This is a genomic window from Ensifer sp. Root558 (assembly GCF_001427045.1).
GTDB lineage: Bacteria > Pseudomonadota > Alphaproteobacteria > Rhizobiales > Rhizobiaceae > Ensifer > Ensifer adhaerens.
The window spans coordinates 454092-472500 of sequence record NZ_LMGC01000033.1 but is presented as its reverse complement, the minus strand read 5'-3'; the positions used below and the strand labels follow the sequence as shown (position 1 = coordinate 472500).

Genomic DNA, 18409 nt, shown 5'->3' with positions numbered 1-18409 from the left:
AACAGCCACGTTCAAAAAAACTTCAAAAATCGACAACTCTCTGAATTTACACAATAATTCCAGCTGTTGATAAACTAGGTCGATTTTGATCCGCGAGACCACGGTCTTTCGGTCCGCAAATCACTGCCCTTGGTTGCAAGATCATATATCGCCACAATCAGGCAGCATTTAGGAGCGCGATAGGTGCCTAACGTCTGTGGTCGGCAGTGCCATTTCGCGGGTGAAATGGCCGCGGTTTTCCCTGACGCTCTGCATCAGGAATTCGCGCACCGCCCTTACCCGCGGGACGGCAACCAGGTCTCTATGGCAAACCAGCCAGTAGGTGCGCTTGAGCTCGATCTCTTCCGGCAGAACGATCTCCAGGTCCTCTTCCTGCTGCGCGATGAAGTGCGGCAAGACGCAAAGACCCAGCCCCTGCCGCACGGCCTTCAACTGCGTCAGGATGCTCGAACTTTGGAAATGGGCATGCAGGCCCGGCTGCAGCTCCCCCAGGTAATCCAGACCCGGCGCGAAGATCATGTCGTCGATGTATCCGACGAAGCGGTGTGCGGCGAGATCGTTGCGCCCGGTGATCGGCGGGTGCTTCGAGAGATAGCTGCGCGCGCCATAGACATGCAGCGTATAGGGCGTCAGCACCTCGGATTGGTAGGGCCCAGCCTTCGGCGCCGTCAGCGCCACTTGGATATCCGCCTCCTTGCGCGACAGAGACATGATCTGCTGGATCGCCAGCATCTCCAGGGAGACGTTCGGATAGCGCGCCGCAAAGTCCGCCAGCCGGTCGGCCAGGAAGAAGTTGCCGAAGCCTTCGAGTGTGCTGAGACGGACGACGCCGCGTTGCGCCGTCAGACCGTCATTGATGTCGAGCTGCAACTGTTCGGTCTCGCGCTCGATCCGCTCGGCGGTTTCGACGAAGCGCTGGCCCATGCCGGTCAAGACGTAGCCGCGCGGATTGCGCTCGAACAGCTTGACCTTGAGCGCGAACTCCAACCTGTCGATGCGACGAGACACCGTGGCATGGCTGGTCCTCAAGCGCCGCGCCGCCGTCGACAGTTGCCCGGTGCGGGCCACCGCCAGAAAGAACTGCAGATCGTCCCAGGTGAAATTCGGATTCATGCTTACTCCCCGTCTGTCCGAAAATGAACAGATCCTGTTTTGCAATTTACGGTTCCGGACGCTTGCATCCAAGCGGTTTTTTCCCGATTGTACGCGTCAGAGCGGACATCTGAGGAGCATGTTTGGCCAAATATGAACAGACCGAAACGAACGCCCCCGGCGGCCACCATCCGGCGCCGGAGTATTCCTGCGTTCGTTCGCGGCGGCTGGCGGTTCAGGACGAAGACAAGATGACGAAGCTCAAGAATGCGGCGCCGGGGCGCGGCTGAAGGAGCGATGTCGCCCGAACCCGGGATCTGAAGGGTCGCGCCGTACATATCGAGGGAGAACCATGGACATATACGACTTCATCGTCGTTGGGGCAGGTAGCGCCGGCTGCGTGCTTGCCAACCGCCTTTCGGAAAACCCGGGGCATCGCGTGCTGCTGCTCGAAGCCGGCGGCCGCGACAACTACCATTGGATCCACATTCCGGTCGGCTATCTCTATTGCATCAACAATCCGCGCACGGACTGGTGTTTCACGACCGCAGCGGAAGAGGGCCTGAACGGCCGTTCGCTCGGCTATCCCCGCGGCAAGGTGCTCGGCGGCTGCTCGTCGATCAACGGCATGATCTATATGCGCGGCCAGGCTGAGGACTACGACCACTGGCGCCAGCTCGGCTGTACCGGCTGGGGCTGGGACGACGTGCTGCCGCTCTTCAGGAAATCCGAGGACCACTATCGCGGTGCCAACGAGATGCACGGCGCCGGCGGCGAATGGCGGGTGGAAAAGGCGCGCGTGCGTTGGGACGTGCTCGACGCCTTTCAGAAGGCGGCAAGCGAAGCCGGCATTCCCGAGACGCCGGATTTCAACCGCGGCAGCAACGAAGGCTCCGGTTATTTCGATGTCAACCAGCGTTCCGGCATCCGCTGGAACACCGCAAAGGCATTCCTGCGCCCGGCGCACAAGCGCGGCAACCTCACAGTTCTGACCAAGGCGCATGTGCGCAAGCTGATCATCGAGGGCGATCGCATCGCCGGCGTTGAATTCCAGCATGACGGCACAGTCAAGCGCGCCGGCGCAACCCGCGAAACTGTGCTCTCCGCCGGCGCGATCGGCTCACCCCATATCCTCGAACTCTCCGGCATCGGCCGTGGTGACGTGCTGCAGGCAAACGGCATCGAGCTTCGCCACGAACGCGCCGGCGTCGGCGAAAACCTGCAGGATCATCTGCAGCTCCGCATGGCCTACAAGGTCACCGGCGTGCCGACGCTCAACGAAAAGGCAAACTCGCTGTTCGGCAAGGCGTCGATCGGGCTCGAATATCTGCTGAAGCGTTCCGGGCCGATGGCAATGGCGCCGAGCCAGCTCGGCATCTTCACCCGCTCCGGGCCGGAAAAGGAAACGCCGGATCTGCAGTATCACGTGCAGCCGGTGTCGCTCGACAAGTTCGGCGAGCCGGTTCATTCCTTCCCGGCAATCACCGCCAGCGTCTGCAATCTGCGCCCGGAAAGCCGCGGATCGGTACATCTGAAGGGTCCGGATTTTGCCGCCGCGCCGGACATCAGGCCGCGCTACCTGACGGCGGAGGCCGACCGCGATGTCGCGGTCAGCGCCATCCGGTTGACGCGGCAAATCGTCAAGCAACCCTCGTTCGCCCGCTTCAACCCGGTCGAGTTCAAGCCGGGCCCGTCCTACGAGACCGAGGAGGACCTGAAGCGCGCGGCCGGCGATATCGGCACGACGATCTTCCATCCGGTTGGGACCTGCCGCATGGGCGCCGATCCGGAGAGCGTCGTCGATCCGGAACTGCGCCTGCGCGGTCTGAAGGGATTGCGCATCGCCGACGCCTCGGTCATGCCGACGATCACCTCGGGCAACACCAATTCGCCGACGATCATGATCGCCGAAAAGGCGGCGACGATGATCCTGGCAGTCAATCGCTAGGTGTCAGCGGCAAGGGCGGGCTGCACTCGGGCGTCCGCCGAAGATGCTGATTCCACGCCGGATTCGGCCAGCTAGCGGTGTCGGATAACGGTAAACTGGCCGAAAAGCGACGCGAAAAGCTTAAATCTCAGGCGTTGAGCCCCTATATCAGGTCCTGATGGCTCGGTTTGAGCCCAAGCAAGATTTAGGGGTTGTGATGGCAATGCAGCGATTTGGGCGTTTTGGACGAACTCTGGCAATGATGGCGATCGGCATGGTCGTTGCGCTGACCGTTGTGGACGTCGCCGAAGCGCGGCGTTCGGGCGGCGGCTTCGGTAGCCGCGGCACCCGCACCTTCTCGCAGCCGCCGGTCACCCGTACCGCGCCGACCAACGCGGCACCGATCGACCGTTCGATGACGCCGCGCCAGGACGCAGGCCCGGCCGCAACCAATCCGGCAGCCGGCCAGACGCGCCCGAACGCCACCCAGCCGAACGCCCGTCCGGGCTTCCTCAGCGGCTTCGGCGGTTCGCTGCTCGGTGGCCTGATGGTTGGCGGCCTCATCGGCATGCTGATGGGCGGCGGTTTCGGCGGTGCTGCCGGCTTCCTCGGCCTGATCGTGCAGATGCTCCTGATCGGTGGCCTGATCATGCTCGCCATGCGCTTCTTTAACCGCAACCGCCAGCAGACAGCCTATGCCGGCCCGTCCGAGCGCTCGTCGGGCCAGCAGCCATCGAACGGCATGCCGTCGTTCAAGATCCCGAGCATCGGCGGCGGCCAGGCAAGCGGTCAGGCGCAGGCTCGACCCCAGGCAGCCCCTCAGGCGGCGCCCGTCACCGACGGCCCGGCCGATGAAATCGGCGTCCAGGGGTCTGACCTCGAGCAGTTCGAAAAGATGCTGAAAGACGTGCAGGCGGCTTACGCCGCGGAAGACTACGGCACGCTGCGTCGCCTGACGACGCCGGAAGCCATGTCGTACCTAGCCGAAGAGCTCAGCGACAACGCCACGAGCGGCGTCAAGAACGATGTGCGCGACGTGCACCTCGTTCAGGGCGACGTCGCCGAAGCCTGGTCGGAAAACGGAACCGAATTTGCGACCGTCGCCATGCGCTACGAGAGCATCGACGTCATGCGCGACCGCACCACCGGCAAGGTGATCAGCGGCGATCCGGACAATCTCACGGAAGCCGTCGAGCTCTGGACTTTCGTGCGCAAGCCGGGTTCCGAATGGCAGGTTTCGGCGATCCAGGGCGTCAGCCACGACTGACGCGCAGCAAAGCCTATAAAAAAGGCCCGGTCGGCATCTCCGCACCGGGCCTTTCCGTTTTCAGGCTTGTCCAATCACACGGCCGCGGGGGCCCCAGTCGGCGGCGCGAGGATGCCGGTGATCAGATCTCGCAGCCAGCGATGGGCGGGGTCGCCGTCGCGCCGCCGGTGCCAGATCTGCCGGAAGGCGAAGGGCGGGATCGCGAAGGGTGGCGCGAAGATGGCGAGCGGCCCGATCTCCCCGTCGCGGGGCAGGATCCGGCGCGCAACCGTAAGCACGAGATCGGTTCCGGGAACGAGACCCGGCGCCGCACTCCAATGAGGCAGGGCCAGCGCAATGCGGCGCTTGTGTCCAATAGCCGAAAGCGCAAGGTCGATCTCGTTGCCGGTATCGCCACGCAGGGAGACGAGAATATGCGGCCGCTGCAGATAGGCCGAAAGTTCCATCGTCTTTTCGCCGCCGAGGCTCGCGCGATCGGCCAGGCAGGCGAAGTGCTCCTCGAACAGCAATGATGTCCTCAGATCCTCGGCAAGCGTCGGGAAAACCCCGAGCGCCAGATCGATTTCGCCGTCGACGGCCTGTGCCATCATCACTTCGCGGCTTGCCTGGCTGACGAGGAGATCGACGTTCGGCGCCTGCCGGCGCAGCACGGTCATCAGTTGCGGCAGCAGCACAAGCGCAGCGTAGTCGGACATCGCCAGCCGGAAGACGTGGGGCTCGCGCGCCGGATCGAACGGATGAGACCCCATGAGCAGACGCATATGCGCGAGCGCTTCGGCAAGCTGCGGCGCGATCTCCAGCGCCCGCACCGTCGGCTCGAGCTGGCCGCCATGGCGAACCAGCAAGGGATCGTCGAACAGAGCGCGCAACCGCGCCAGCGCATGGCTGACGGCAGGCTGGCTCTTGTTCAACCGCAGAGCCGCGCGCGAGACGTGGCGCTCCGCCAGGAGCGCGTCGAGCACCACGAGCAGGTTCAGGTCGATTGCGCCGAGATTATTCATCATACGAATATAGCACGTGAAAAATTGGAATTTCCATTCCCAAGATAGATGATGGAGGATCGCCGCAACAAAAAGGAAAAACAATGCCCAATCTCTCCTCCCTCCTGTTGCTTGCCGTGGCGATCTTCGCCGGCGCCGTCGTCCCCCTCCAGGCCGGCGCCAATGCCAACCTTGGCCGCCTCCTCGGCCATCCGCTCTGGGCGACGGTCGTCTCGCTCGGCGTCAGTCTCGCGCTCATCCTGCCGATGCTGATTGCCTTCCGGGCGCCGTTGCCCAGCCTGGCTGTGGCATTCAAGGGTCCGTGGTGGATCTGGATCGGCGGCCTCGCCGGCGTGATCTACATCACCGCGGCTCTCCTCCTTGCGCCGAAGCTCGGCGCGGCAAGCTTCATTGTCGCCGTCATCGCCGGCCAGATGGCCATTTCCATGTTGATCGATCACTACGGCCTGATGGGTTTCCCGCAAAAGCCGGTCAATGCGGCGCGGCTGACCGGCCTGTTCTTCATCGTCGGCGGCATGGTGATCACCCAGATCGCCAATGTCACGCCGGCCTTGGCCAACGCGCCGCGATAGCACAGAGCCGCATCTCGGCAGCGGCAGCCATGACGATCAAGGCTGCCGCTTGTCACCTGAGAAGCACCCATGGTAAATGGCTGACCATGTCGAGCGAACCCCATTTGATGGCCTGATTTGCCCCGCAAGGCGGGGTTTGCATCTGTGAGCCCAGAACCGTCCGCCTCTTGCGCGGGCTTATCCTGTTCGCGTTCGATCTCATCAAACCTGCCCAATACAGCAGACCCGAGATCGATTGCGTCTCATCGGGCTCTCCTATGGACAAATCCAATCTTTGGGGCGTTGCCGCCTTCCGGCGCATCAGCCTCGTCCTCACCGTCGATTCCTTCTGCTCCTGGATGCTCGTCGCCGCGCTGCCGCTCGTCGTTGCACGCCGCTTCGGCGCCGGTGCGGAACTGGTCGGCAGTCTTGCCTTGCGTCTGCTGCCGAGCCTCCTGCTTGCGCCGATCGTCGCCTCGCTCCTACGGCGCAGCGGCCCGCAGCTTCCGGTGCTGTGCTGCCTGTCGGTGACCGCCATCGCCATTCCCGGCCTTGCGTTCGCGCCGGACGCAATGACATTGCACGTGATCGTCCTGGTCATCGGCGCTGCGGACGCGGTGGTCACGCCGGGTCTGTTGATGCTGCGCGCCGCCGTCGTTCCAGCCGGCCGCAACATGGAGGCCAACACCGCCTTCCAGGCGATCGACCGCTTCGCCAAGATTTTCGGTCCGCCGGCGGCGGGTCTGGCAGCTGCCTCCACCTCGATCGTGACAACCCTTCTTGCGCTGTCCCTTGCCCAGATCGGGGCAGCCCTTCTGCTGGTGCTTCAACCACGCGACAAGCCGGGGCAAGAGAACGCGGCACCCTCGCACGCATCGGGCTTCGGACGGGAAACCCTTGCGATGTTTCGCGAAAACCCCTTGCTCTGGGCTTTGCTGCTCCCGGCCTTCGGCTACATGGTCTCGCTCGGGACACTGCAGCCGTTCCTGTTCTGGCTCAGTCGTGACCAGTTTCATCTCGGCCCGGAGATGTGGACCTTGCTTCTGGCGGCACAGGGCGCCGGCGCCCTGATTGGTGCTGTCGTCTCGCACCGATTGGCGGGAGCTTTGACCAGTACGCAGGCGCTGCTTCGCGCCTATCTTCTCTCCAGCCTGCTCGAAGGCCTTTCGTCCTTCGCGCTGATTTTTGCCCCCAACTCCCTGGTGGCCAGCGGACTGCTGATCGTCGGCGGCATACCGGAGATGATCGCTTTCGCTACCTACTTTACCCTCCTGCAACGCTGCCTGTCCCTGGAGCGCCAGGCAGTGTTTTACGCCGTGAGCTTGCCACTCATGGATGCCTGCTTGATCGCCGGCATCGTCTCGGGAGCCTTCTATACCAGCAATCTCGTGACCCTCGGGCAGTTCTGGCTCTTTGCCAGCGCCTGCGTCGTGCTTCCGGTTCTGCCGTTCCTCGCGTGGCGCGGGTCGGCGACCGACCGTCAGAGCAGTGTCTCGCGGCAAAAAGATCAACGCCAGCCGTAACTTACGGCTGGCGTGTTTCGCTTTGACTGGCCATACTCGCACCGGGCTATAAAGGGGTATTGCATGCAGGACCGGTTGTTCATCGATGGCAAATGGGAAAAACCGCGGCGCGGCGGCACGCTCGACGTGATCGATCCGGCGACGGAGGAGATCATCCATCGTGCGCCTGCGGCAACCTACGAAGACGTGGACAGGGCCGCAAAAGCGGCCCGCATCGCCTTCGACAGCGGCCCCTGGCCAAAACTTTCGGGCAACGAGCGCGCCGCCTATCTGCGTGCAATCGCCGCCAAGATCGAGGAAAAGCGCCACTCGCTGGCCCGGCTCGAAGTCGCCGACAACGGCAAGCCGCTGCCGGAAGCATTGTGGGACATCGACGATGCCGCAGGCTGCTTCCGCTATTATGCCGGTCTCGCCGAGGAACTGGACACCAGCCCTGAGGAGGCGATCGCCGTCGGCGACAGCCGCTTCACGTCACGCGCCGTGCGCGAACCGCTCGGCGTCGTCGGCGCGATCACCCCGTGGAACTATCCGTTGCTGATGGTGTCGTGGAAGGTGGCGCCGGCGCTGGCCGCCGGCTGCACCATCGTGCTCAAACCGTCGGAGCTGACACCGCTGACAGCACTTGAGCTCGGCGTCATCGCCGAGGAAGTCGGGCTGCCGGCCGGCGTGCTCAACATCCTCACCGGCACCGGCCAGGACGCCGGCCAGCCGCTGACCGAGCATCCGCTGGTCGACAAGCTTGCCTTCACCGGCTCCGTCGTCACCGGCCGCAAGGTGATGATGGCCGGTGCCCAGGACATCAAGAATGTCAGCCTCGAACTCGGCGGCAAGTCACCCTTCGTCGTCTTTGCCGACAGCGACATCGACAAGGCCGTCGAATGGATCATGTTCGGCATCTTCTGGAACCAGGGCCAGGTCTGCTCGGCGACCTCGCGCGTGCTCGTCGAGGAGTCAATCTACGAGACCGTCGTCAAGCGCCTCTGCGAAGAAGCGGCGAAGATCACCATCGGCAATGGTCTGGAAGACGGCACCCTGCTCGGGCCGATCGTCTCGAAGGGGCAGTACGACAAGATCATGGGCGCGATCGACCGCGCCCGCCAGGACGGCGCCACGGTGGCTGCCGGCGGCGGCCGCCCGGCCGGCCTCAACAGCGGCTACTTCATCGAACCGACGGTGCTGACCGATATGCGCGAAGACAGTTACGTCTGGCGCGAGGAGATCTTTGGTCCGGTCGTCTGCGTCAAGCCGTTTGGCGAAGAGGCCGACGCGATCCGCATGGCCAACGACAGCCGCTTCGGTCTTGCAGCCGCCGTCATGTCGGCCGACAGGGACCGCTGCGAGCGCGTCGCCCGCGCTTTTCGCGCTGGCATCGTCTGGATCAACTGCTCGCAGCCGACCTTCGCCGAAGCACCCTGGGGTGGCTACAAGCAATCGGGCATCGGCCGTGAGCTCGGCCGCTGGGGCCTCTCCAATTATCTGGAGACCAAGCAGATCACCAGTTTCGACGCCGACGAGCCCTGGGGCTGGTACATCAAGGGATAGCGCCGATCGGGGCGTGGAGGTCAGCGTCAAATTCCCTTCATGCGGCTGTGAAATAAGCCGACTAACGATGGCATCACGCAAAGTTGTCGTCGAACACACGCAATCCGGAGGGTCAGATGAACAGGTCGAACGACGAGATCGAAACGCAGGACTGGCTGGAAGCAGAACTGGCCGACACGCTCGACGAGGACTACGAACTCGAGCTTTCCGAACCGGCGCTGTCGGAAGAGATCCGCAAGATCTACCGCAAGAACCACCCGCCATCGATCCCGCGCATCGATTACTTCCGCTCGCTGCTGAAGTTGCAGTCGGAGCTGATCAAACTTCAGGACTGGGTGGTCCATCACAAGGAAAAGGTGGTGGTGATCTTCGAGGGCCGCGATTCCGCTGGCAAAGGCGGCGTCATCAAGCGCATCACCCAGAGGCTCAATCCCCGCGTCGTGCGTGTCGTCGCGCTGCCGGCACCGTCCGACCGCGAAAAGACGCAATGGTATTTCCAGCGCTACGTGCCGCACCTGCCGGCCGGCGGCGAGATCGTGCTCTTCGACCGCTCCTGGTACAACCGCTCCGGCGTCGAGCGCGTCATGGGCTTCGCCACCGAGGACCAGGTCGAGCAGTTCTTCGACGACGTGCCGGAATTCGAGCGCATGCTGGTTCGCTCCGGCATCCGGCTGGTGAAGTACTGGTTCTCGATCACCGACGAGGAGCAGCAGATGCGCTTCCTGGTGCGCATTCACGACCCGTTGAAGCAGTGGAAGCTGTCGCCGATGGATCTGCAGTCGCGGGTGCGCTGGGAAGGTTACACCAAGGCCAAGGAGGAGACCTTCGCCCGAACCAACATCCCGGAAGCGCCCTGGCATATCGTCGAAGGCAACGACAAGAAGCGCGCCCGTCTGAACTGCATCGACCACCTGTTGAGGCAGATCCCCTACGAGGACGTGCCGCACGAGGAAATCTCCCTACCGGAACGCGTCTTCAACCCGGATTACGAGCGCAAGGTTCTGCCGCCGGAACTCTACGTGCCGTCGAAATACTGACGCACGCGGGCAACTGCCCGCGTCTGCAGCCGTTGAAAGCAAGGCGGCATCCGCCCGCCTCGCTTGCAATATCCCCGCGAAAATCAGAGATTGCCGTGAAACGCCAGTTTCATGGACATCGCATGAGCCCGAAAGAACGTTCCTTCCTCACCCGTGTTCGCCAAGTGCTGCCGGAACTGCATCCGGCCGAGCGGCGGCTGGGCGACTTCCTCTGCGATTTTCCAGGCGAGGTCGCCAGCTACTCAGCCCAGGAACTGGCGGCGCTCGCACATGTGTCGAAGGCGACGGTCTCTCGCTTCATCCAGCGGCTCGGCTACGACAATTACGAAGAAGCGCGTCGGCATGCCCGCGCCGACAAGCAGACCGGTTCGCGCCTGTTCCTTGCAACCGCCACCGACAGCGGCGGCGAGCAGTCGCTCACGTCCCATGTGGCGCAGGGCGTGGCCAATATCGAAGCGACCTTTCTCGCCATTTCCGAAACCCAGGTGACGGCGGCGGCAACCGCCATCCTTGGCGCCCGCAAAGTCTGGGTCATCGGCTTTCGCGCCAGCCATTCCTTCGCCACCTATCTGCAATGGCAGATGACACAGGTGGTCGAGCACATCTCGGCCATTCCCGGCGGCGGCCAGACGCTCGGCGAACATCTGGTCAGCATCAACAACGACGACGTCGTCATCCTTTTCGGCCTGCGCCGGCGCGTCACATTGATGGAACCGATCCTCGCGCAGCTCGAAAAATCGGGCGCAAGGCTGCTCTATATCACCGACGAAGGCGTTCCCTTCCTCAACCAGGCAGAATGGCATTTCCGCTGCCAGACGCTAGCGCCGGGGCCCCTGTTCAACCACGTCTCTGTGATGGCGCTCTGCCATCTGCTCACCACGCGTTGCATCGAAATCGCCGGTCCCGCCGGCCGAAACCGCCTGCGCGGCATCGAGGCGATCAACGACGCGCTCGACGAATTGTGAGCGCCGATTGGGCATTTGCCTGAAACGGCAGAACATTTTTCGAGCACAAGAAATCTGGGTTTCAACCGCCCGTTAGAGTGCAATTTGTCGCCAAGCTTTTGACGGCAAACGAGAAACTTTCGTTTCCCACCGAGTGGCACGAAATCTGCATTCCATAGCCTGGGTTGCGAGCGGCCATTTCCTTTCGCAGCGCGTCATAGAATCTCCTATGAAACTCAGATTTCATGCTGTAGATTTCATGAAACTGAATTTTCACATTTTCACGTTGTTAAGCCATAAAGGGGAACGAACCATGGCAGCGGAAAATATGGTACCGTCCGGCAGGTCATCGCCGGTCATCAGACAGTTGGAATCAGCCTTCACCAAGATCGGCGTCACCGGCGCCCACAAGCAAATTCTCGCCCTCGTGCTCATCGGCTGCCTGTTCGACAGCTTCGAACAGAACACCATCGGCGTTGCCGGCCCGATCCTGAAAGAACATTGGGGCCTTACCGGCACCGACATCGGTTTCCTCAACACCATCACCTTCGGCAGCGCGGCGATCGGCCGCCTGCTTTCAGGCATCCTCGGCGACCGCTACGGCCGACGCGTGATGCTGACCATCAACCTCCTGCTCTTCACCATTGGCTCGGCCGCCTGCGCCATGGCGCCGAACTTCGCCACGCTCTGCTTTGCCCGTGCCATCGTCGGCTTCGGCGTCGGCGGCGAAATCTCGACGGCCGTTACCATGCTGTCGGAATTCTGCTCGCCGAAATTCCGCGGCACGGCGGCCGGCCTCGTCAATGTCGGCGCCGGCGGCTTCGGCAACTTCCTGGCGCCCGCCTTCGGCCTGATGATCTTCACCCTCTTCCCGGGTGAAAACAGCTGGCGCTGGCTCTTCGCCGCCCTCGCGCTCCCGGCTCTGCTCGTCGTCTTCTATCGCCGCTTCGTGCCGGAGACCCCGCGCTTCCTGGCTTCACAGGGCAAGATCGACGAAGCCAACAAGGTGCTCTCCATCCTTGCCTCCGGCTCGTTACGCCCGCGCAATCTCAAGGTCCAGGAGTATCTGACCAAGGATCACCTGAAAGACGAAGAGCCGGCCAAGAGCGACTGGAAGGAACTCTTCCGCGCGCCCTTCATCGGCCGCACGATCCCCGTCGCCATCGCCATCCTGATGAGCTACGGCGCCCAGCTTTCGGTGCTGACGCTGATGCCGATCATCTTCGTCTCCATGGGCTATACGCTGCAGGGCAGCCTGCTCTACAGCATGATCATCCAGAGCGGCAGCGTGCTTGGTGCCATCGCCGCCTCGATGTTCGGCTACTACTTCCCGCGCAAGAAGGTGCTGACGCTCGGCGCCGTGTTCGCCTGCCTTGCGGCGGTTTCGATCGCCTATCTCGGCACCAACATCTATCTGGTGCTGATGTTCGGCGCGATCTTCCAGTTCTTCGTGCTGCTGCTCAACACCTCGATCTGGATCTATGCGCCCGAACTCTTTCCGACCCGCATCCGCGCCTTCGGCGTGGCGCTGATCCTGGCAACCGGTTCGGCCGCGGGTTCCTTCGTCCCCACCATCGCCGGCGCCCTCTTCGACGTCTACGGCATGGTCGGTGTCTTCGGGCTTGCCGCCGGCATGTATGCGGTCTTTGCCTTCTGCATCCAGCTCGGCCCCGAAACCTACGGCATGTCGATGGAAGACCTCACCCAGCCTGCCGATGCCGACCTGGCAAAGGCTGACACTTCTGAAATCAAAGTCGGCGTGGAACTGAGAACGTGAGCGCACATATCCTTCTGATCAACCCGAACAGTTCGCGTGCCACCAGCGACATGATGGTCGCCATCGCACGCCGGGCAGCATCAGGACGCATGGCCGTGGCAGTCGCCACGGCCATGCGGAACCCGCCGATGATCGTCACACCGGAGCAGCTGGACGCATCCGCTGCCGAGGTCGTCGAGATCGGCGAAAAGCATGAGGTCGGATGCCTCGGCATCGTCGTCAGCGCCTTCGGCGATCCCGGCCTTGCCGCGCTCAAGCACCGGCTCGATATCCCCGTCATCGGAATCTGTGAGGCCTCGATGATCGAGGCCTCACAGGGCGGCCGCAAATTCGGCGTCGCCACCACGACGCCGGAACTGATCCAGGCGATCGACGACCGCGCCCGCGATCTCGGCGTCTGGGAACAATATACCGGCATCCGTTGCACTTCGGGTGATCCGCTGGCGCTTTCCGCCCACCCGGATCGGCTGCTTTCGGCTCTCGGCGAGGCGGTCCGCCAATGCATCGAGCTCGACGGCGCCGAGGCCGTCATCATCGGCGGCGGCCCGCTCGGCCAGGCGGCCGACGAGCTCCAGCCGATGTTTTCGACGCCGATTATCGCCCCCATCCCGAGCGCAATCGGCCGCATGCTCGACCTGATGCAGGTCGCCGCCTGACAGGCATTCCTCATCGCAGACACCCAAAAGGAGTATGGATCGGGCGGCGCTAATGCCTGTTTCCGCCGGCCGCCCTGTGGTATTTTCGCCCTTCCTAATTGGCGAGACCGAAGCTGGGGCGGAGGTTACGCGATGAAATCTCTCTTTGCTTCGCTGGTCGCGGTGGCGTTCTTCGCCGCGGCGGCGAACGCGGGTCCTTTGCATGACGCGGCACGGGACGGCGACACGGAACGCGTCAAACAGTTGCTCGATCAGGGAACCGATATAACCGAGCCGGATGCGGCCGGTGAACCGGCGCTGTTGATTGCCGCTCTCAAGGGTCGCGCCGAGGTCGTCGCCCTTCTCATCGACCGCGGCAACGACATCGAGATCCGCAACAAGGGCGGTCTCACCGCGCTTCACGCCGCGGCCTATGGCGGCAATCTCGAAACCGTCAAACTACTCGTCGCCAAGGGCGCGGCGGTCAACGACGTCGCCAACTTCTACAAGATGTCGCCGCTGCATGCGGCGGCCGAAGAGGGCCACGCCGAAGTGGTCGCCTTCCTGCTTGCCAACAAGGCAGACATCGAAGCCAAGGAGCGCAATGGCTATACGCCGCTCACCCAGGCCGGCTGGCGGTCCTACTGGCCGGCCGCCGAACTTCTGTTGAAGGCCGGCGCCACCTGCCAGAAGGCCGAGCTTGTCGGCGAATGGCTCTACGGCGAATGCACGAAACGTCAATAGATCCGGAAACGGAGGAAACGGCATGTCTCGACACTCCATACGATTTATAATCGCGGCGACAGCGGCGTTCCTTGCGCCGGCCGTCCCGTCACTGGCAGAAGAGCCCGTCAACACCGGCTACTTCGGTGACGTGGCGATCAAGGGTTACGACCCGGTCGCCTATTTCACCGAGAACAAGGCTGTCGAAGGATCACCCGAATTCAGCTATCGCTGGCTCGGCGCCACCTGGCAGTTTGCCAGCGCCGAACACCGTGACCAGTTCATCAAGGAGCCCACCCGCTATGCGCCGCAATATGGCGGCTACTGCGCCGATGGCGTCTCCTTCGGCACGGTCACGACCAACATCGATCCCAAGGCCTGGCGCATCATCAAGGACAAGCTCTATCTCAGCTACGATCCGGGCGCAGCCGACGGACTGGTGAAGAACCCGAACAAGGTGGTCGATTCGCGCAAGCTCTGGTCCGAGGTCGAGCAGACGCTGCTCACCGAGAAGGCGAACATCAACTGGACGCAGCCCCGGCCCTGAAGGCCGGCGGCTCGGCGATGACAACCGTCACTTCTCGATCGAGAAGAACTTCAGCGACTGCGGCGTGACATTGATGTAGTCCGCCGTGCGCTCGCCCTTTGCCGTATTGCGGTAGACATAGCCGCAGACCATGCGGTCGAGAAAATAGCCGTCATATTTTTCGCAGAGCTGGTTGCCCTTCACTTCAATCCGACCGGTGATGTTGGTGTTGCTGGTGCGATAGGCGGTGTTGCCGTCCATGTCGAAAAACTGCGCAAAGCCCGTGCCGTTCTTGTGCACGCCGACCCAGGTCTTGTCGGTGGTCAGTTGTTTCAGCTCGGCCGGGCCGAGCCGGTCGCTGGCGGCGCCGACGAAGCCGAAGGGCCATTCCGGAATACCGGCGACGCGAAGGCCGAAGAGGTGGCGATAGAGATCCTCTTCGCGCCAGTAGTCGTAGAGATAGCCGTAGTAGCTCAGGTTCGTGTCCGGGAAGAGCTTCAACAGCTCGGCCGCTTCGGCGGCCGCACTCTGCTGGTCGCCGCGCTGGGCATAGGCCGACGCCAGATACTCCCGCACCGCCTCCGCCTTTGGCAAGGATGCGCCGGCCGCTTCGATCAGCGGGATCGCCTTCTCAAGGTGACGCGTCGTGTAATAGACGATGCCCGAAAGCAGTTGCAGGCTCGAAGATGGCGACGGATCAAGCCTCAGCGCCCGCTCGATATCGTCGAGCGCCTGCTCGTGTTCACCGGTCTGGGCCAGTATCAGCGCCAGATTGGCGAGCGCCTCGGCATCCCCCGGCTGCGCCGAGACGGCTCGAAGCGCTGATTCCTTTGCCTCAAGGGGACGGCCGTCCACCAGCTGCAGCAGCGCCAGCACGGTATGGGCGCGGGCGTTGTTGGCGTCGAGCTTCAGGGCCTGTCCCGCCGCATCATAGGCGATCTTGCGCGCCACGGCCGCGGACCAGAGATAGTTGTAGTCGTTGCGCCAGACGTCGACGGCGACCCGGGCGATACCGGCATGCGCATCGGCGAATTTCGGATCGAGATCGATCGCCCGCTGATAATAGGAAAGCGTCTGGCGATAGGTGTCGACGTCGCGCCAGATCAAGCCCTGCTGCTCGGCGCGCATGTAGTTGTCGTAGGCCTCGAGATTGTCCGTCGGAATGCGCGCCAGCTGGTCGCGTTCGCCCTCGCTGAGCTTGACCTCGAGCGCTGCGATGATCTTGCCGATCACGTCGTCCTGAACCGCAAAGAGGTCGGCGTATTGCCGATCGTAGCGCTCGGCCCAGAGCGAAAGACCGCTCATCGCATCGATCAGCTTGACGTTGATGCGCAACCGCTGGTCCGCCCGCTGCAGCGTGCCCTCCAGCACATAGTGTACGCCAAGCTCGGCGGCCACGTCCTGGATCTTGTCGGTACTGCCCTTCAGCGCGAACACCGAATGGCGCGCGATGACAAAGAGGCCGGACACTTTCGAGAGTTCTGTGATGAGATCGTCCGTCAGCCCCTCGGCCAAATGGTCGTGATCGCTGTCGCCGCTGACATTGATGAAGGGCAGCACGGCAACCGAAGGCTGGTCCGGCAGCGGATAGGCGAAACGCTGCGCCATCCCCTCCTGCCCGATCCACGTCCACGGCTGCCACCAGGCGACCGCAGTCGACAGCGCAATCGCGACGAGACCAACGACCGATCCCTTCACCCAGGCCGCATTGCGTCGAGGCTTCTCGACAACCGTCCTGCCGGCGGCCCCCGGATCGAGGAGGACCCGGTAAACCCGGATCGGCTCGGCAAGCCCCTTGACCGTCTGTTGACCCAGGGACGCAAATCCGACTTTCAGCTTGGAGCTGACCTGGTCGTAAGCCGTGCCGGAGATCGCAATACCACCCGGCTCGGCAAGTCCCTGGACCCGATCGGCGATGTTGACGCCGTCGCCATGGATGTCGTCACCCTCGACGATGATGTCGCCAAGATTGATGCCGATGCGGAAGTCCAGCCTCTCGCCATTTGGCGCCTTGTCGGCTTCCGCCTCCGCCTTGCGCCGCTGGATCTCGACTGCGCATTGGGTCGCGTCGACAACGCTGCGGAATTCGACGAGCAGGCCATCGCCCATCGTCTTCACCAGACGCCCGTGATGCTCGCGGAAAAGCGGCTCGAGAATATGGCCGAGATCCGACTGGAATCGCAAGCGCGTCCCTTCCTCGTCCAGCCGGCTCAAGCGGCTGTAACCGACGACATCCGCGATCAGGACGGCTGCGAGACGGCGCTCCATCGACGGGCTCTCAACGTGCGATGTACTCCAGCGGCAATGGTACCGCAGCTTGGCGGGCGGCGCCATCGGCACGCATGGATGAGACGCGTCGACCAGGCCGTAACCGTTACGTACTTGCAGGACCTCGCTGAAGTGCCACGATTACAGGCGATCATCTGAGGGAATGTGCCATGCTGAAAAGACGGTCACTGCTGATGTTCGGCGCCCTTGCAACGGCACTGCCGGCATTCAAGGTAACGCGGGCAGGCGCCGCCGATTCCGCACTCACGGCGGACGAGGCGCGCGCCATTGCCAAAGACGCCTATATCTACGGTTTCCCGCTGGTCGACAGCTACAGGGTGCAGCATTCCTATTTCGTCGATCACGGCAATCCCGAGTTCAAGAGCGGCTGGAATACGCTCAACAATACCGCGCGGGTCTATACGCCTGACGACAAGGCTATCCAGACGCCAAATTCCGATACGCCCTACTCCTTCCTGGGCGCGGACCTGCGCGCCGAGCCGCTGGTCCTGACCGTGCCGGCGGTCGAGAAGGAGCGCTACTACTCGCTCCAGTTCGTCGACATGTACACGTTCAATTTCGCCTATGTCGGAAGTCGCGCCACCGGCAGCGAGGCTGGCACCTTCCTGCTGGCGGGACCGGGCTGGAAGGGTGAAACCCCGCCCGGGATCAACGCGGTGATCCGGTCGGAAACGGAATTCGCTTTCGTGCTTTACCGCACGCAGATGTTTGATCCCGCCGACATCGAGAACGTCAAGAAGATCCAGGCGGGCTACAGGGTCGAGCCGCTGTCGAGCTTCCTTGGTCAGCCGGCTCCGGCACCGGCCGCGGCCGTCGATTTTATCACCCCGTTGAGCGCGGCTGACGAAAAGACCTCGCCTGACTTCTACAGGGTCCTGAATTTTATCCTGCAGTACTGCCCGACGCACCCGTCCGAAACGGCGCTGATGCAGCGTTTCGCCGATCTGAACATCGGTGCGGGCAAGACGTTCGACATCACGGCTTTCTCGCCGGAGATCCAGAAGGCGATCACTGACGGCATGGCGGACGCCTGGGCGGCGTTCAAGGAACACAAGGAAACCGAAATCGACACCGGCAAGGCTTCGAGTGCCGACGCGTTCGGCACGCGGGAGTTCCTGAAGAACGACTATATGCAGCGCATGTCCGGCGCGGTTCTCGGTATCTACGGCAACTCGAAGGACGAAGCTCTCTATCCCGCCTATTTCGTCGATGACCAGAAGAAGCCGCTGATCGGGTCGGGCCACTACACCTTGCGCTTCGAACCCGGGCAACTGCCGCCGGTCAACGCCTTCTGGTCGCTCACCCTCTACGAACTGCCGTCGAGCCTGCTCTACGCCAATCCGCTTAACCGCTATCTCATCAACTCGCCGATGCTACCGAACCTGCAAAAGGACGCCGATGGCGGCGTGACGCTCTACGTCCAGCACGAGAGCCCTGGGCCTGACAAGGAAGCAAACTGGCTGCCGGCGCCGAGCGGCCCGTTCTTCACCGCCATGCGGCTCTACTGGCCAAAGCCGGACGCATTGGACGGAAAATGGAAAGCGCCGCCGATGCGGCGCGCCAACTGATCAACGA

The 18409-nt window shown here is 62.9% G+C and carries 16 protein-coding genes; 13 read left to right on the top strand and 3 right to left on the bottom strand.

Going from position 1 to position 18409, the window contains the following annotated elements; translation table 11 throughout:
• Positions 1–168 precede the first annotated feature (168 nt).
• On the bottom strand, positions 169–1113 hold the full coding sequence (locus tag ASD63_RS26180; protein ID WP_034802325.1) for a LysR family transcriptional regulator: 945 nt from the start codon (positions 1111–1113) through the stop codon (positions 169–171).
• Between the two features lie 122 nt (positions 1114–1235).
• Here ASD63_RS26180 and ASD63_RS35295 point away from each other — a divergent pair, with 122 nt between their 5' ends.
• From ASD63_RS35295 to ASD63_RS26170, 3 genes are all read left to right on the top strand, one after another.
• The gene (locus ASD63_RS35295) at positions 1236–1382 is read left to right on the top strand and encodes a hypothetical protein (protein ID WP_156553007.1); all 147 of its coding nucleotides are present in this window, start codon (positions 1236–1238) and stop codon (positions 1380–1382) included.
• 62 nt (positions 1383–1444) lie between these two features.
• Positions 1445–3040, top strand: coding sequence for a GMC family oxidoreductase N-terminal domain-containing protein (locus ASD63_RS26175; protein WP_034802327.1), 1596 nt, complete (start codon positions 1445–1447; stop codon positions 3038–3040).
• Positions 3041–3236: 196 nt separating this feature from the next.
• Positions 3237–4286, top strand: coding sequence for a Tim44 domain-containing protein (locus ASD63_RS26170; protein WP_034802330.1), 1050 nt, complete (start codon positions 3237–3239; stop codon positions 4284–4286).
• Between the two features lie 74 nt (positions 4287–4360).
• Here the strand turns inward: ASD63_RS26170 and ASD63_RS26165 are convergent, their stop codons facing one another.
• Positions 4361–5290 carry a LysR family transcriptional regulator gene (locus ASD63_RS26165; protein WP_234798713.1) on the bottom strand — a complete coding sequence of 310 codons (930 nt, stop codon included), beginning with the start codon at positions 5288–5290 and terminating at the stop codon, positions 4361–4363.
• A gap of 80 nt (positions 5291–5370) precedes the next feature.
• On the opposite strand from ASD63_RS26165, the gene ASD63_RS26160 reads away from it, so the two are divergent.
• The 9 genes from ASD63_RS26160 to ASD63_RS26120 all read left to right on the top strand — a co-directional run bounded on the left by ASD63_RS26160 (position 5371) and on the right by ASD63_RS26120 (position 14566).
• Positions 5371–5859, top strand: coding sequence for a DMT family transporter (locus ASD63_RS26160; RefSeq protein ID WP_034802333.1), 489 nt, complete (start codon positions 5371–5373; stop codon positions 5857–5859).
• Between the two features lie 257 nt (positions 5860–6116).
• Positions 6117–7361 (top strand): MFS transporter, encoded by a 1245-nt coding sequence (locus tag ASD63_RS26155; protein WP_034802335.1) that lies wholly within the window; start codon positions 6117–6119, stop codon positions 7359–7361.
• Between the two features lie 63 nt (positions 7362–7424).
• Entirely contained in the window at positions 7425–8903 is a 1479-nt protein-coding gene (locus ASD63_RS26150) for an aldehyde dehydrogenase family protein (protein WP_034802338.1), read from the top strand.
• A 116-nt stretch (positions 8904–9019) separates the two neighbouring features.
• Positions 9020–9940 (top strand): polyphosphate kinase 2, encoded by a 921-nt coding sequence (gene ppk2 / locus ASD63_RS26145; RefSeq protein WP_060530005.1) that lies wholly within the window; start codon positions 9020–9022, stop codon positions 9938–9940.
• 122 nt (positions 9941–10062) lie between these two features.
• Positions 10063–10905, top strand: coding sequence for a MurR/RpiR family transcriptional regulator (locus ASD63_RS26140; protein WP_034802348.1), 843 nt, complete (start codon positions 10063–10065; stop codon positions 10903–10905).
• Positions 10906–11197: 292 nt separating this feature from the next.
• Positions 11198–12661 carry an MFS transporter gene (locus ASD63_RS26135; RefSeq protein WP_034802351.1) on the top strand — a complete coding sequence of 488 codons (1464 nt, stop codon included), beginning with the start codon at positions 11198–11200 and terminating at the stop codon, positions 12659–12661.
• Positions 12658–13317, top strand: coding sequence for an aspartate/glutamate racemase family protein (locus tag ASD63_RS26130; RefSeq protein WP_034802354.1), 660 nt, complete (start codon positions 12658–12660; stop codon positions 13315–13317). The genes ASD63_RS26135 and ASD63_RS26130 overlap by 4 nt, the downstream gene beginning before the upstream one ends.
• A 132-nt stretch (positions 13318–13449) precedes the next feature.
• Positions 13450–14040: an ankyrin repeat domain-containing protein gene (locus ASD63_RS26125; protein ID WP_034802356.1), complete on the top strand. Its 591-nt coding sequence runs from the start codon at positions 13450–13452 to the stop codon at positions 14038–14040.
• A gap of 22 nt (positions 14041–14062) precedes the next feature.
• Positions 14063–14566, top strand: a complete 504-nt coding sequence (locus ASD63_RS26120; RefSeq protein WP_060530004.1) for a YHS domain-containing (seleno)protein — start codon at positions 14063–14065, stop codon at positions 14564–14566.
• Between the two features lie 27 nt (positions 14567–14593).
• Here ASD63_RS26120 and ASD63_RS26115 read toward each other — a convergent pair whose 3' ends face one another.
• Complete coding sequence (locus tag ASD63_RS26115; RefSeq protein ID WP_034802358.1) at positions 14594–16813, bottom strand: adenylate/guanylate cyclase domain-containing protein; 2220 nt, start codon at positions 16811–16813, stop codon at positions 14594–14596.
• A 194-nt stretch (positions 16814–17007) separates the two neighbouring features.
• Here ASD63_RS26115 and ASD63_RS26110 point away from each other — a divergent pair, with 194 nt between their 5' ends.
• Positions 17008–18402: a DUF1254 domain-containing protein gene (locus tag ASD63_RS26110; protein WP_234798765.1), complete on the top strand. Its 1395-nt coding sequence runs from the start codon at positions 17008–17010 to the stop codon at positions 18400–18402.
• The last annotated feature ends 7 nt before the right edge of the window (positions 18403–18409 follow it).